At 60.5% G+C, this 13,880-nt stretch carries 10 protein-coding genes and 1 pseudogene; 4 read left to right on the forward strand and 7 right to left on the reverse strand.

All coding sequences use genetic code 11. From position 1 onward, the window contains the following. Positions 1 to 9: 9 nt before the first annotated feature. Positions 10 to 2,961, forward strand: coding sequence for an HD domain-containing phosphohydrolase (locus UCMB321_RS06235; RefSeq protein ID WP_040064688.1), 2,952 nt, complete (start codon positions 10 to 12; stop codon positions 2,959 to 2,961). 6 nt (positions 2,962 to 2,967) lie between these two features. On the opposite strand, the gene UCMB321_RS06240 is transcribed toward UCMB321_RS06235, so the two are convergent. Together UCMB321_RS06240 and UCMB321_RS06245 are read right to left on the reverse strand one after the other, a co-directional pair. Then, positions 2,968 to 3,450, reverse strand: coding sequence for a GAF domain-containing protein (locus tag UCMB321_RS06240; RefSeq protein WP_040064690.1), 483 nt, complete (start codon positions 3,448 to 3,450; stop codon positions 2,968 to 2,970). Beyond that, the gene (locus tag UCMB321_RS06245; protein WP_040064691.1) at positions 3,447 to 4,337 is read right to left on the reverse strand and encodes an ATP-binding protein; all 891 of its coding nucleotides are present in this window, start codon (positions 4,335 to 4,337) and stop codon (positions 3,447 to 3,449) included. Before UCMB321_RS06245 ends, UCMB321_RS06240 begins: the two co-directional genes overlap by 4 nt. Positions 4,338 to 4,462: 125 nt before the next feature. On the opposite strand from UCMB321_RS06245, the pseudogene UCMB321_RS31330 reads away from it, so the two are divergent. Together UCMB321_RS31330 and UCMB321_RS31335 are read left to right on the forward strand one after the other, a co-directional pair. Next, positions 4,463 to 5,188: pseudogene (locus UCMB321_RS31330) on the forward strand (AAA-type ATPase lid domain-containing protein); the annotation flags it as partial. Then, positions 5,165 to 5,407 carry a helix-turn-helix domain-containing protein gene (locus tag UCMB321_RS31335; RefSeq protein WP_483414360.1) on the forward strand — a complete coding sequence of 81 codons (243 nt, stop codon included), beginning with the start codon at positions 5,165 to 5,167 and terminating at the stop codon, positions 5,405 to 5,407. The pseudogene UCMB321_RS31330 and the gene UCMB321_RS31335, both read left to right, overlap by 24 nt. A 59-nt stretch (positions 5,408 to 5,466) precedes the next feature. Here the strand turns inward: UCMB321_RS31335 and UCMB321_RS06255 are convergent, their stop codons facing one another. Then, the gene (locus tag UCMB321_RS06255) at positions 5,467 to 6,453 is read right to left on the reverse strand and encodes a threonine ammonia-lyase (protein ID WP_040064586.1); all 987 of its coding nucleotides are present in this window, start codon (positions 6,451 to 6,453) and stop codon (positions 5,467 to 5,469) included. A 95-nt stretch (positions 6,454 to 6,548) separates the two neighbouring features. Between UCMB321_RS06255 and UCMB321_RS06260 the strand changes: the two genes are divergently transcribed. Next, complete coding sequence (locus UCMB321_RS06260; RefSeq protein WP_040064584.1) at positions 6,549 to 7,412, forward strand: LysR family transcriptional regulator; 864 nt, start codon at positions 6,549 to 6,551, stop codon at positions 7,410 to 7,412. 35 nt (positions 7,413 to 7,447) lie between these two features. On the opposite strand, the gene UCMB321_RS31340 is transcribed toward UCMB321_RS06260, so the two are convergent. Genes UCMB321_RS31340 through UCMB321_RS06280 form a run of 4 tightly spaced genes read right to left on the reverse strand, consistent with a single transcriptional unit; the run spans position 7,448 to position 13,707 of the window. Next, the gene (locus tag UCMB321_RS31340; RefSeq protein WP_040064583.1) at positions 7,448 to 8,401 is read right to left on the reverse strand and encodes a hypothetical protein; all 954 of its coding nucleotides are present in this window, start codon (positions 8,399 to 8,401) and stop codon (positions 7,448 to 7,450) included. Then, positions 8,392 to 11,100, reverse strand: coding sequence for a toxin VasX (locus tag UCMB321_RS06270; RefSeq protein ID WP_040064695.1), 2,709 nt, complete (start codon positions 11,098 to 11,100; stop codon positions 8,392 to 8,394). The genes UCMB321_RS31340 and UCMB321_RS06270 overlap by 10 nt, the downstream gene beginning before the upstream one ends. Further along, the gene (locus UCMB321_RS06275) at positions 11,093 to 11,662 is read right to left on the reverse strand and encodes a DUF4123 domain-containing protein (protein ID WP_052451086.1); all 570 of its coding nucleotides are present in this window, start codon (positions 11,660 to 11,662) and stop codon (positions 11,093 to 11,095) included. The genes UCMB321_RS06270 and UCMB321_RS06275 overlap by 8 nt, the downstream gene beginning before the upstream one ends. Then, on the reverse strand, positions 11,659 to 13,707 hold the full coding sequence (locus UCMB321_RS06280; RefSeq protein ID WP_040064696.1) for a type VI secretion system Vgr family protein: 2,049 nt from the start codon (positions 13,705 to 13,707) through the stop codon (positions 11,659 to 11,661). The genes UCMB321_RS06275 and UCMB321_RS06280 overlap by 4 nt, the downstream gene beginning before the upstream one ends. Between the last annotated feature and the right edge of the window lie 173 nt (positions 13,708 to 13,880).

A 13,880-nucleotide genomic window follows, 5' to 3' on the forward strand; every position in this document is an offset into this window, starting at 1 on the left:
AGATAGGCGATGCCCCGTCCCATGCAACGCGAAAGACGTCGGCTGGCGCTGCACGTGCACATCAGTATCCTGTTCACCTGCCTGCTGCTGTTGACCGGCACCCTGCTGGGGCTGTTCAACTACAGGCAAACCACGCAGATCATTCTCTCCAGCAGCGAGAAGCTCTTCGGCAGGGTCCAGGAAGATGTGCAGCTTGATCTGCAGAACACCTACCAGCCGATTCGCCATCTGCTGAGCCTGCTGGCCATCGACGATCGCACCCAGGCCCTGACGCTTGCGCAACGGCTGGCACTGCTCAAGCCCTTCACCCAGGCACTGGAGGACAATCCGAACCTGGCGTCGCTGTACCTCGGTTACGCCGATGGCGATTTCTTCATGGTCCGGCCGCTGCGCGACAGCGCCCTGCGCGCCTATTTCAAGGCACCGGACAACGCCGCCTTCCAGGTCTGGAGCATCGAGCGCGACCCCGGGGTCGACGAGGTCAAGTCCGAATCGCTGTTCTACGACGCGGCCTTGCAACTGATCAGCCGCCAGGACAATCACCGCGAAGCCTTCGATCCCCGCGTGCGATCCTGGTTCAACAGCGCCCTGAACGACAGCGACCAGATCACCACCGCGCCCTACCTGTTTTTCTCCACCCACAATGTCGGTACCACCCTTGCCCGGCGCGGCGGCCCGAACGTGGTGATCGCCGCCGACCTGACCCTGGCCGAGCTTTCCGCCACCCTGGACAAGCACAAGGTCACGCCCTCGACCGAGATCGTCCTGTTCGATGAAAACGGCACCGCGGTGGCCTACCCCGACTACGCCAGGCTGATCGGCGGCAGCCACTACGCAGACCTGCCCCGGGTCCGGGACCTGAGCCCGATCCTGCGGCGCTTCATGGAGCCGGGCAGCACCACCGACCACCACCTGGACACCCAGCAGCGGCAATGGATAGTCGCCCATACGCAACTGGCCGAAGGCGGTCCCAAGGGCCTGCAACTGGCCCTGCTGGTGCCGGAGGATGAGCTTCTGGCGGACGCCTACCGGATCCGCTGGCAAGGCGCGCTGATCACCCTGACGATCCTGTTGCTGTGCCTGCCCCTCGGCTGGCTGACCTCCAGGCTGCTGGTCAAGCCGTTGCACGCCCTGGTGCAGGAGGCCGATGCGATTCGCAGCTTCAACTTCAACCACCCGGCGACGCCGCGCTCGCCGGTGCTGGAAGTGGACCGGCTGGCGATCTCGATGACCCGCATGAAGCAGACCCTGGCGAGTTTCTTCGAAATCGCCTCCAGCCTCTCGGCGCAGACCCGCTTCGACCCGCTGTTGCAACGGGTGCTCGAAGAGACCCTGAAAATCGCCCAGGCCCGGGCCGGCCTGATCTACCTGCTGGACAGCGACAGCCGCCAGTTGGAGGCCCATGCCCTGGTCATCGATGGCCTGTCGCAGGAGCCCCGACGATTCGATATCCGCAACGCCGCCGAGGCCGACGAACAGCGCCCGGCCTGGCTCAAGACACTCGATAAGCAAGACAATGTGGTCGCCACCCTGGGCTTCGAGCAGGCGGCCGACCTGCAACAGGTGATGCTCGCCCTAGGAAGTCCGCGCATTCACCTGATCGGTATTCGCCTGCACAACCGCCATGGCGAAACCGTCGGCGTCCTCACCCTGCTGCTGCCGGACACCGGCACCGAGGCGGACCTGGAGAACCTGCAGCCCGACCGGATCGCCTTCATCAGCGCGATTTCCGGCACCGCGGCCGCCTGCATCGAGAGCCAGCGCCTGCAAGCCCGCCAGAAACAGCTGCTGGACGCCTTCATCCAGTTGCTGGCCGGCGCCATCGATGCCAAGAGTCCCTACACCGGCGGCCACTGCCAACGCGTCCCGGTGCTGACGCTGATGCTCGCCGAGGCCGCCGCGGCCAGCCAGACGCCCGCGTTCAAGGGCTACCAACCCACGGAAGACGAATGGGAGGCCCTGCACGTCGCCGCTTGGCTGCATGACTGCGGCAAGGTCACCACCCCCGAATACGTGGTCGACAAGGCCACCAAGCTGGAAACCCTGTACGACCGCATTCACGAAATCCGCACCCGCTTCGAAGTGCTCAAGCGCGATGCCTGGGTCGATTACTGGCAAGGCCGGGCGCAAGGTGGCAACGAAGCGGCCTTGAGCCAGGCCCGTGATGCCAGCCTCACTGCCCTGGACGAGGATTTCGCCTTCGTCGCTCACTGCAACCTGGGCGGCGAAGCCATGGCCGAGGCCGACCAGGAACGCCTGGAGCGCATTGCCCAACGCACCTGGACCCGCACGCTGGACGACCGCCTCGGGGTTTCCTGGGAAGAGAAGCAACGCCAGGAACGCCGCCCGGCCGTCCCCTTGCCGGCCACCGAAAGCTTGCTGGCGGACAAGCCCGAGCACCTGTTCGAACGCAACGAGGCCGAACTGATCCCCACCGACAACCGCTGGGGTTTCCAACTGGACGTGCCGCCCTACAAATTCAATCGAGGGGAGTTGTACAACCTGAGCATTGGCCGCGGGACACTGACCCGCGAAGAGCGCTACATCATCAACCATCACATGGTGCAGACCATCCTGATGCTCGATCAATTGCCGTTTCCCGGGCACCTGACCGCCGTTCCGGAGATCGCCGGCGGCCACCACGAAAAAATGGACGGCACCGGTTACCCCAAGCGCCTGAAGCGCGAAGACATGAGCCTGCCGGCGCGGATGATGGCGATTGCCGATATCTTCGAGGCGCTGACCGCCGCCGATCGCCCGTACAAGAAGGGCAAGACCCTGAGCGAAGCGCTGGGCATCATGGCCGGCATGTGCCGCGATGCCCATATCGATCCGGAACTGTTCCAGCTGTTTATCCGCGAAGAAATCTACCTGGAATACGCCCGGCAGTACGTCCCGCCCCAGCAGATCGACACGGTGGATGCCGAGTCGCTGCTGGAAAAGGCCGGCCTGGTCGCCTGAACCGCCTCAGCAGTCGGTCAGGCGCAGGAAAATCGCCGCCAGTTGCTCGATACCCGCCTGGTCTTCCAGCGTGAACCGGGCCAGCCGCGGGCTGTCCAGGTCGAGCACACCGATCAGGCGGCCGTCCTTGACCAGCGGCACCACCAGTTCGCTGTTCGAGGCGCTGTCGCAGGCGATATGCCCGGCAAACGCATGCACGTCCTCGACCCGCTGGGTTTGCCGGCTGGCCGCGGCCGTGCCGCAGACACCGCGTCCGAAGGGAATGCGCACGCAGGCAATCTGGCCCTGAAACGGCCCGAGCACCAGCTCCTCGTCGCGATTGAGGTAGAAACCGGCCCAGTTCAGGTCATCCAGCTGATTGAACAGGAAGGCCGAGAACTGTGCGGCATTGGCGATGAAATCCCGCTCATCCGCCAGCAGCGATTCCAACTGGGCGTGCAACAGCCCGTAGCCGTCCAGGCCCGCACCCGCGTTCTGCAAATCGATCATGGTGTCTGCTCCAACAACTTCAATCCCACCCAGTAGCGCGCAAACTGATAGGCACAGCGCCCATTGCGATTGCCCCGCCCGGTCGCCCAACGGACCGCCTGGATATCCAGTTCTTCGTCACGCTGCCAGGTCAGCCCGGCCTTGCGCGCCAACTCGCCCACCCAGTGCTCGACCACGCTGAGGAAGTGCTCCTGGGTGAAGGGGTAGAACGACAGCCACAGACCGAAACGGTCGGACAAGGCGATCTTGTCCTCCACGGCTTCGCTGGGGTGCAGCTCGCCGTCGACGCGCTTCCAGTTTTCGTTGTCGCTCTCTTTCTCCGGCACCAGGTGCCGGCGGTTCGAGGTGGCATACAGCAGGACGTTGTCCGGAGCCTGTTCGAGGGACCCGTCGAGCACGCTCTTGAGCACGCGGTAGTCGCCCTCTCCGGCCTCGAAGGACAGGTCGTCGCAAAACAGCACGAAGCGCTGGGGGAGCTTGTGCAGCTGTTCCACCACCCGCGGCAGGTCCGCCAGGTGATCGCGCTCGATCTCGATCAGGCGCAGGCCCGCTTTGGCATGTTCGGCGAGCAAGGCGCGCACCAGCGAGGATTTGCCGGTCCCGCGCGAACCCCAGAGCAAGGCATGGTTGGCCGGCAAGCCGTCGAGGAACTGCCGGGTGTTGCGCGCCAACTGCTCGCGCTGCTTGTCGACACCGATCAGGTCGGACAGACGCATGTCCAGGCTGACCTCCAGCGGCAACAGATAGCCACTGCGCCCTTCACGCTGCCAGCGGGCCGCCAGGCAGCCGCTCCAGTCGATGGCCTGGCGCGGTGCGGGCAACAGCGGTTCGAGACGGGCGAGCACCGCCTCGGCACGCTCAAGAAAGGCATTCAATCGAGAATCCACGACTTTTCCTCAGGCAAATTCATACGATGATGTCGCGTTGGCGCCCCCGGGCGCCGGCAAGCGCTGGCAGACCGCACGCCACGCGTATCGAGTTCCCCCCTGACGGTGCGCATACCGGATCGGCTATGCTTGCCGGGCGAAGGGAAAGGAAAGTGGTACAGCACCCCATGGATATAAAATTCACCCACCGCTTGTCCTACAAGCAAGCCCGGTTGACGGTACTGGTCGGTTTCATTCTGGGAACACTGCTCAGTCTGCTGCAAATCGGCATCGATTATGCCAGCGAAAGCGCCTCGATCAACGGTGAAATCCTCTCCCTGATGGAAATCAGCCACAACCCGGCGTCGAGGATCGCCTACAACATCGACGCCGAACTGGCGCAGGAACTGGCCCTGGGACTGCTACGCTCGCCGGCCGTGTTGCGCGCGCAATTGATCGATAACAACAATGTCGTCCTGGCCAGCGTCGAACGGCCCCGCCAGGAAGGCAGCTACCGCCTGATCAGCGATTGGCTGTTCGGCGCCAATCGCAGCTTCGAAGACCGGCTTTTTCTCAGCCATTTGCCCGACGAATCCCTGGGCACCCTGCACCTTGATATCGACACCTACACCTTCGGCATCCGTTTCCTGCACCGGGCCGAGGTCACCCTGATCAACGGCTTTGCCCGCAGCCTGATCCTGACCCTCATCCTGCTCGTGCTGTTCTACACGATGCTCGACAGCCTGTTGCAGCGGCTGGCGCCGACGGCGGTGCCGCGTATCGATCCGTCGGCGATGAAGGCCCTGGGGCTGCATGACTGGCCGGGTAATATCCGCGAACTGCGCAATGTGCTGGAGCGGGCCCGCCTGTTTACCGATGACGGGGTGATTCGCGTAGCCGACCTGCCTGCCGAACTGCGCCGTGAAACACCGATGGTGGCAGCGCAGGGGCGGCGCGGGCGTAACGAGCTGGAACAGTTGGCCCACGCGCTGGCGGTGTTCGACGGACCGCGCAGCGAACTGGCGAAAACCCTGGGGATGAGCGAGCGCACTTTGTATCGGCGCTTGCAGGCGCTGGAAGGGAAGGGCTGACGGTCGCGGATCCGCCCAGGTGCAGGAACCGCCGTTCGGGGCTCCTGCAACGGCGGCGTTCAATCGGTCGTCAACAATGTCTCGGCGAAGAGCGCCGGGTCGGCATTGCCCCCCGACAACACCACCACCGCGCAGCGGCCCTCCAGCGCGATGCGTCCGGCCAGCAGGGCCGCGAGGCCGACCACGCCGCCCGGCTCGACCACCAGCTTGAGGTTCTCGAACGCCCATCTCAGGGCGAAGCGGACTTCGGCGTCGGTCACCGTCAGCGCGCCGCTGAGCAGTCGGCGATTGATCTCGAAGGTCAACTCGCCCGGTGCCGCGGTCAGGATAGCGTCGCAGATGGAGTGTCCGCCCGGTGCGAGGGTTTGTCGGCTGCCCGCGGCCAGGGAGCGGCCGGTGTCGTCGAAGCCGTCCGGCTCCACCGCATACACCGCGATCTGTGGAAACTGGCTGTGCAGGGCCACGCTGACGCCAGCAATCAGGCCTCCACCGCCGCAGGGCACCAGGGCCACCTCGGGGCGCAGGCCAAGCGCCTGGGCCTGGCGGGCGATTTCCAGCCCCAGGGTGCCCTGGCCGGCCATTACCCGTGGGTCGTCGTAGGGCTTGACCAGCACCGCGCCGCTTTCGGCGGTCAGCGTCGCGGCGATGGCCTCGCGGTCTTCCGTCTCGCGGTCGAACAGCACCACCTGTGCGCCATATTCGCGGGTGCGGCGGATCTTCAATGGTGGCGCATCCTTGGGCATCAGGATGGTTGCCCCGATGCCCAGCAGCCTGGCCGCGCAGGCCACGCCCTGGGCGTGGTTGCCGGAGGAGAAGGCCAGCACGCCACGTACGCGTTCTTCGGGGCTGAGGCTGGCGAGGGTGTTGTAGGCACCCCGGAACTTGAACGAACCGGTTCTTTGCAACACCTCCGGCTTGATCAGCACCCGGCCCTGGCACTGTTCGTTCAGGCTGTGGAATTCCAGCAGTGGGGTTTCCACGGCGTGTCCCTGGATACGCTGGGCAGCCTGTTCGATATCGGCCAGTTGAATGGGATGTGAGGTCATATGGCGCTCCTGAGGTTTGCAAAGGGCTAATCTGCGGTTTTCCACGACCCTTGAAAAGCGCTTGTTAGCGCTATTGAAAAACGTAAAATCCGTCGATGGATACTCAATTTCTCGAAACCTTCCTGGCCGTGATCGACTGTGGTTCCATCGCGGCGGCGGCGCGCCAGCTGGACCTGGCGCCGACCACCGTGGCCCAGCAGATCAAGGCCCTGGAAAAACAGCTTGGCAATGCCTTGCTCAGGCGCAGCGGCCATACCGTGAAGCCGACCCCGGCGGCCCATCGGATCGTCGAGCGGGCCCGGCTGATTGTCCGCGAAGCCCGCGACCTGTGCGCCAGTGCCTCCAGCGGCGTGCTGCCGGCCGGCCCCTTGCGGCTGGGGGCGACCCAATATGCCTTGATGCAGTTGCTGCCGCCGGCGCTGCATGAGTGGCGTCGGCGTTATCCCGAGATCGAAATCTATATCGAGCCCGGCAACTCCCAGGAACTGATGGAACAGGTGGTGGGGGGGGACCTGGATGCGGCGTTGATCGTGCATCCGTTGTTTGCCTTGCCCAAGAGCTGTGACTGGATAGCGCTGGTGGAGGAGCCGCTGGTGCTGATCACCCCGGCGACGATGCAGGTCGATGATGTGCTGGCGACTATCGCCAGGGAACCCTTTATCCGCTTCAGCCGCAAGGTGGTGGGTGGCAAGCTGGTGGAGACGTATCTGCAAGGTCATGGCCTCAAGCCCAAGGCCCAGTTCGAACTGGATGGCATCGACATCATCGTCAAGTTCGTCGCCGAAGGGCTGGGGGTGGCGCTGGTGCCGGACCGGCCGGCGGCCAATCACGAGGCGCAGGGTGTGCGCCGTTGTGAGGTTCCGGGGCCCCGGCTGTTTCGCACCTTGGGGATTGTCTGGCAGCGTGCGTCAGTGCGTGCGCCGTTGGTGGTGGCGCTCAATGAGTTGATGGCCGAGTAAGTGGTATGGGCGGGGCAGGCCCGAGCGCGTACAGGTTAAACCTCCAGCCCTCGCTCGCGTTCCAGATCGATTAGGCGCGTGGTCGGGCCGTCGGGGCGCAGGCGTTCCAATACGATTTCTGGCCAGCAATTGCGGGAGCGGCGTTTGGCGATGTTGTAGGTGAGGTCTTGAACGACATATGCAGGGTGGAATACGAATGTGGAGATCAATAGGAAAGCATCTGTCCCGCTGAGATAGTTTTTACCCTCAGCAGCGGCTTTTTTTTGAGCTAAATCTTGACGCGTATTTGCTAAAAAGCTCGACCCTCGTGTGTCTATGGACAAGTGGCTTCTTATGAATGTATCGGATTCACTGTGATTTCCATTCTCATCAAACCAGGGGCCGTTATTCATATAGGCGCGGAGGTACTCCCAGAAGCCTTTTTGCATTTCCAAGTTCTTACCCATAGGGGCACCTAAACTCAGCATCAGCGCAGTCTCTGGTTCACCAAGGCGGCGAATCAATATTTCAAGAGAGGCATTGCTCATACTGCCGACATAGGGGCTAAAGACCTCGAACTCATAGGCAAGGGCCTGAATGTTATCCCAAGGTGTATGGAACAGCTTTCCATTGTGGTCGAAGTAGACCTCACGAGTTCGGCGGTTGAAAATGATCGGTAAAGGGATTTTTCTTCTGGACTCCCAAAGGAAAGGGATCAGTGCTAGAGGTGTTCCATAAAGCACTAGTAATCCGGCGCTTTCCCATTTTCCAATAAATGCAAACAGTAGTGCTAGTATAAAACCACTCAGCGAAGTCAAACTTAAAATTCCGGTGAGAAGTCCATGGTTTGACTCTGAGCCTGTTTTTAGTGTGAGAAAGTATTCGGTATGCTCGTCAGTAATGAATAACTCCATAGGTGGCTCACCAGTGGGCTCGTCGGCTTTCAAAATTGCAGGTGGCACACCGTTATAAAAAGATTGTATTTTTTCACTAAAGGTTTTCATATCCATGCCAACTCCTCGATGTCTATAGCCGGTAGAGTCAAACCATCCATTGGAGAGTAAAAAAGCCGGCCTTGAATCTCGTTCAACTCCAAGCCTAGTTGGTTTTTATGGTAAACACGTCTATAGGTGTTTAGGCCCTTGGTCAGAGGTGTTCGTGTGCCGATATGAGCTTGAAAGTCATCGCCAGTCCAGAGCACGGGTTGACGGTATTTTTTTGAGTCGTAGGATCCACCCCAAATTTCGGCACCTTCGAATCGAATAGTTTCGTCACGCAGTTTGTGTTCCCCCGGCAGGTGAAGGAACAGATAAGTGGAATATATCGGGCCATTATAGGGGTGTATTTCGTTGACTCGACAAGCTTCAATATGAATGGGGAAGAGAGCTTTGTATAGCTCGGTCATTGATTTTTCATAGTCGTTTTCCCACGTTTCAGGACGAATGCCAAAGCGGTTGTTTTTTAACCATTTTTCTAATGGTGTGTCCGTCGTATAAAGACGAGCGATAACACCACTGACTATTATGATCGTCAGTGCGATCGCCCAGCAAAATAAGTGGTTGGCTCTGCTTATTGCTTGGGCGGCTGCAAGGGCGTTGCCCATTGCACTAGCCGCACGTGCTGCACGCACGGCACGGAAAGCTTTTACGTAGATGACAACGTTTGTTGCCGACGCTGAGCTCAACCCTAAATTTATTGTGGCGGTGTCTAAATCCCCGGCTTTGTATGCTTCCAGTGTTTCCAGACCAAATATAATGACATCTATCGCTGCTACGGCAGAGTTTATAAGCGCAACCGTAGACCCTCTTGTAAGTGCTTCAAGTAAGATTTTCTGCGCACCATGCGCTTTTTTTTCTGTGGCTTTAGACGCAGCTGCCCACTGTATCTCTGACGCTTTTTGCGCTATCGCAGTTCCAGCGGCAAAAATTCCCACAAAACCGCCTAGGACATTGAAGGCGTTTTTTGTGGAGCTATTGCTCATTAAGTCTTTCACGGCTAGGGCGAAACTCAATCCTGCTATCACCAATACCAAGCATTTCAAAGGAGCTTCATTTATTATGTCCCTGCCCATTTTCAGCAGGCTCGTTAAGTCTCCCTCGGGTCTAGCCAAATCGACGAGCGACGGTAAATTTTTCCCCGTGATATTTAGTTGCGATACAGGAACCAAATGAAAAAATGGCAGCATCTCTTGCCCCAAACCTATGACCGGCTTCAATGGTGGGCTTTTGGGCGGTGCTGTCGATTGCGTCTCCATTAAGGAGCTTAGCCAGAGTGCTATCTGTTTAGGTGTGGCGGCTACCAGATCTATTCTTTGTTGACTGCGGCTTAAGGCCGCCCCCATATACAACCGTGCGACATTATTGGCGGACTCTTCGGATTTACGTAGTTGTACCGCGAATACCGGGCTCAAGGCCGTGAATAGTTGTTCTGAAGCTGGAATGGGGTTGTGCTGGGCGAGATGATCGGCACTTTTGTTGAAGGTCCTACTTATGTTCAAAGCGTGCGCGAGCCTTGTACCGAGCTTGAGCAAGGCTTCTGCGTTATCCACGAACGCGTCGCTCATGTCGATCAAACGCTTTATTTCTGACAATCCCGGTTGGTTGGGCAGACCAAGCACTGCCCAGATCAACCACGGCTTTTCCGTTGCTTCCTCTGGATCAAGCGCCTTGCTCAGCGTCTTTACCCCAAAGCTGGTGCTGGAGGCACCGGTACACGCCCGGGCGAATTCCTCTCCCAGCGCCTCCAAGGCAGCAGGTTGGGTTATGTCGAAATGTCCGCAGGCGGTCGCCAGCGTTGCGGGGCTTTTCAGGCTCAGCGTGTTGAACCATGCCCCCCACAAGAGCGAGATATAGCGCAGGTCTGCTTCGTAGCCATGGGTTTCATTGTCATGCTCTTTCCAAGTCCGTTCCAGCAGGTGATAGCGCGTAGCGTCAGGCAGGACTTTGCGAATCTGCTTATCGTTCTCGCTCAATGACCGAATCAACTCGGCGATGGCCCAGTCATCGCTGCGCTCCTTGCGACGATCCTCGAACGCTGCCATTTGCACCTGTAGCAAGCGGGCCAGGTCCTGCAACACGCCCCAGGTGTCGTCGACCACCGCATAGGTCTGGAACTCGCAGGCTTTCATGTCGTCGAGGGTCTTGAGCCAGTCCGGCGGTTGGCTGACGGGATCCTGGCTCCAACCATAACCATCGAGATCCATGTAGTCGCCGATGGACTCATGGATGTCCCTGACCAGCCCACTCATCGGCGCCATGCCGGGGGTAAAGGTCCGCATGACGCGCTCGCGCATCGCCGGATCCGTCTGGGCCGTCTCGAATTGCGCATCGCTCCAGCGGATCGGCGACCAGACCATCATCGCCGGTGCTCCTGCGCTCAACATGAAGAAAGGCTTGTGGCGCGGGTCGATCACGCTACCGCCGCGCGCTGTTTCCTTCAGCAGCGCTCCGGTCACCTGGAACTCGATCATCATGTTGATGTTCGTTTGCCAGACATACAGCCAGCCATCCCGCAGCAGACGGGCCGTGTAGTGCATCGGCCTGCTGCTGGTATTTTCCGAGCCTTCGCCGAGGGCCGGGAAATTCCCGCTCAGGGGGGCGACTCCATGGCCGCTCAAATCGAGCGGGAGCGAAGGGCCAATGGCGTAGCGCAACGGAAATACAGCTGCCAATAGCGGGCAACCGGCGGGTTTGAAGGTGTATTTAGACATGGAGGTATTCCTCAGACTCGCCGGAAAGCGCACAGAGCAACGCATCCGGCAAAACGATTTGTGCCTCGAAACCGGCATTGACCGGTGCGGCGTCCTGTTCGGGGGCGGAGTTTTGCCACGCGCAGAGCGGTGTGCCGTGGCGGTGCAACCAGACGCTGTCGATGCCGTGCCAGAAGCCTGTCGGCCAAGGTGTTTGTAATTCCCAGGTTCGTAGCAGGGCGCCCGCGTCCCCCAGCCGCAGCCAGTACTCGCGGCCCAGGGGGGCTTGGACTTTCAGGCGGCGTTGCAACGAGAGGAGCAGCTTGGCAGGCGACAGTCGCGAACTCAGCCAGACACCTCGGCCAAGAGGAGAATCGCCTTGCCACCAATCGAGCCGTATCGGGCTTCCCGGCAAGGCCTCCAGCAAAAAAGGACCTGCATCGGCAATGGCCACGTAGGGTGTGTTGATCAACAGGGAGACGGGCTGATGAGTGGGATAGTGCTGACGAAACCAGGCTTTGGCAGCGCGAAAGCAGGTCCCTTCGATCAGCAGGAAACCGGGGTGATTCATCGTCTCGATCATGGTTGTTTGCCCTGGCTGTCCTTCGCCGCTTCGCACACCTCGCAAACCCCCGATTGCGCTTTGCGCAGTGCCAGGGCCTGCTTCACCACGGTGTCCAGCGACAGCGTCGCTTTCTTTATCGGCTCGGTCTGTCGGGGTAACCAAGGCATCGCGCCCGAACCCTCGCCTGGGCGGCCTCCCGTGTCGAACGGCTGGCTGAAGGTAATGCCGCTGCCATTGATCTTGATAAAGTGGCCCCCGGCCTTGAGGGTCAATTCGGCACCGGCGTCCATGACGAGCTTGTAGCCGCTGGACAGGTGGATTTCCTCGCCCGCCTCGATCAGGTAGGACAGCCCAGCTTTCACCTGCTGGCTTTGGCCCACCGTCAGATGGTCATCACCTTTCACCTCGCAGCGACGATCCAGGTGAACGGTGTGGTGTTCCTCGGCCTGAAACTCGGCGTAGCTGTTGGCACCGATGCGTTCATGCCGCTCATGGCCAACCTGCACGTGCTGGTCGTGTTCGATGTGTTGCTCGAAGTCCCGTTGGGCATGCACATAGATCTGCTCCTGGCCCTTGAGGTCTTCGATACGGATTTCGTTGCCGCCACCACCGCCCGGGCTGCTCAGGCTTTTGAACACACTGCGGGTCTTGTGCGCGGGCAACGGGTAGGGGACTTGCTGCACCGCGTTGTTCAGGCAACCGACGATCAGCGGCTGATCCGGGTCGCCTTCCAGAAAGGTCACCAGCACTTCCATGCCGACCCGGGGCAAGCTGACGGCACCATGACCGGCCCCGGCCCAGCCGGACGCCACCCGCAACCAGCAACTGCTCCGCTCACCGGTTTCGTCCGAACGGTCCCAGTGAAACTTCACCTTGACCCGACCGTATTCGTCGCAGTGGATTTCTTCACCGGGCGGGCCGGTGACGATGGCGGTCTGGGCATTGAGGCGACGGGATTCGCGTGCTTGCAGCGGTGTTCGAAAGAACACATCCCAGGGCGTGGCGAGAAAGCTATTGCGGTAACCCTGGTGGAAATCGCTGCCGGCACTGCCCGGGCTCGGTGCCGACTCCTCCAGCACCTGAGGCTGTTTGCCTTCGTGGGTCAGATGGGTCAGCAGCCAGAGGTCGTTCCAGTCCGGCTGTGGATGTTCGCTCAGGGTCAGGAGATGGCCGCTGACCAGTTTGGGGGCATTGCTCTTGCCCGACGCCTGTCGATAGTCGGCACGATGGCGTTCCAATTGGCGGCGATTGAGGTGTTTGCCGGCATCGTCATGCTTGAAGTGGCCGGGGTAGCGATAGTCTTCCAATTCCGGTTTCGGCGTGGAGTCCGTGCAGTGGGCCGTCCGCTCCAGCAGGGTATGCGGCTTCTCGAAGTCGTAGTCACGCAAGGCCGCATGGCTGCTGCGGGTTTCCAGGCGCAGGTCGAAGGACTTGATGCTGGGTGTCGAAGCCACGGTGCCGCTGTCCGGCACATAGGGCACGGCTTCGGGCAGACGGCGAAAGAAGGTCTGGTCATCGCCGAAAGCCAGGTGATGCTCCGCCGGGCTGTGCTGGAAGTGATAGTGCAGGCCATCTTCCTCACACAGGCGCTGGATGAAATCCAGGTCGGACTCGTTGTACTGCACGCAGTACTCGCGGGCGGGGAAGGGCGTGGCGAGGTTGAAACTGAAGGCGTTGCCGAGAATGCCATGGTCCTTGAGCACCTGGGCGATGATCTGCGGCACGCTCTGGTTCTGGAAAATACGCCGGTTGAAGCGATGGCCCAGGTAAGCGAGTTGTGGGACGAGGGTGAGGTGATAGTGCGTCCAGCGTTGGCCGGTATCGCCCTGACCGATGCTGTAGACCTGGCCGTGAATACCCGCGCCGCCATCGTTGAAGGCGAGAAAACCCTGTTGGTGCAACAACGCGTCGAGGTTCAGGTCCGAGCGTCGGCTGACCAGCTCCAGTTCGAAGCGGTAGGGCTGGCTGATGGCTTCGCTGCCGGTGAAGGCCAATACCTGGAGTTCAGGTTCAAAACCCGGAAGGGTGAGGATAAAGCGGTTTGGCGGCGCTGAAATGAACATGCGTAGTCCCTTACTCAAGCGGTAAGGGGGGAGTCTGCTTGTCCTCGGGAGTGCGTTGAATAGGTCTGTAAAAAAACAGAAAGGCCTTACATATCAAGGTTAAAAAGGCCGACGCGGCAGCGGAAAGTTTTGCCAAAAGAAGTGAAAGTGCCACTGCCGGCTACGTCAGTGGC

It is taken from the genome of Pseudomonas batumici, from assembly GCF_000820515.1.
In the GTDB taxonomy this organism is placed as follows: Bacteria; Pseudomonadota; Gammaproteobacteria; order Pseudomonadales; family Pseudomonadaceae; genus Aquipseudomonas; species Aquipseudomonas batumici.

Bases quoted from the DNA above. Each gene is read 5' to 3' on its own strand.
- UCMB321_RS06235 (WP_040064688.1), top strand. From the start codon at position 10: ATGCCCCGTCCCATGCAACGCGAAAGACGTCGGCTGGCGCTGCACGTG.
- UCMB321_RS06240 (WP_040064690.1), bottom strand. From the start codon at position 3,450: ATGATCGATTTGCAGAACGCGGGTGCGGGCCTGGACGGCTACGGGCTG.
- UCMB321_RS06255 (WP_040064586.1), bottom strand. From the start codon at position 6,453: ATGACCTCACATCCCATTCAACTGGCCGATATCGAACAGGCTGCCCAG.
- UCMB321_RS06260 (WP_040064584.1), top strand. From the start codon at position 6,549: ATGGATACTCAATTTCTCGAAACCTTCCTGGCCGTGATCGACTGTGGT.
- UCMB321_RS31340 (WP_040064583.1), bottom strand. From the start codon at position 8,401: ATGGATATGAAAACCTTTAGTGAAAAAATACAATCTTTTTATAACGGT.
- UCMB321_RS06270 (WP_040064695.1), bottom strand. From the start codon at position 11,100: ATGTCTAAATACACCTTCAAACCCGCCGGTTGCCCGCTATTGGCAGCT.
- UCMB321_RS06275 (WP_052451086.1), bottom strand. From the start codon at position 11,662: ATGATCGAGACGATGAATCACCCCGGTTTCCTGCTGATCGAAGGGACC.
- UCMB321_RS06280 (WP_040064696.1), bottom strand. From the start codon at position 13,707: ATGTTCATTTCAGCGCCGCCAAACCGCTTTATCCTCACCCTTCCGGGT.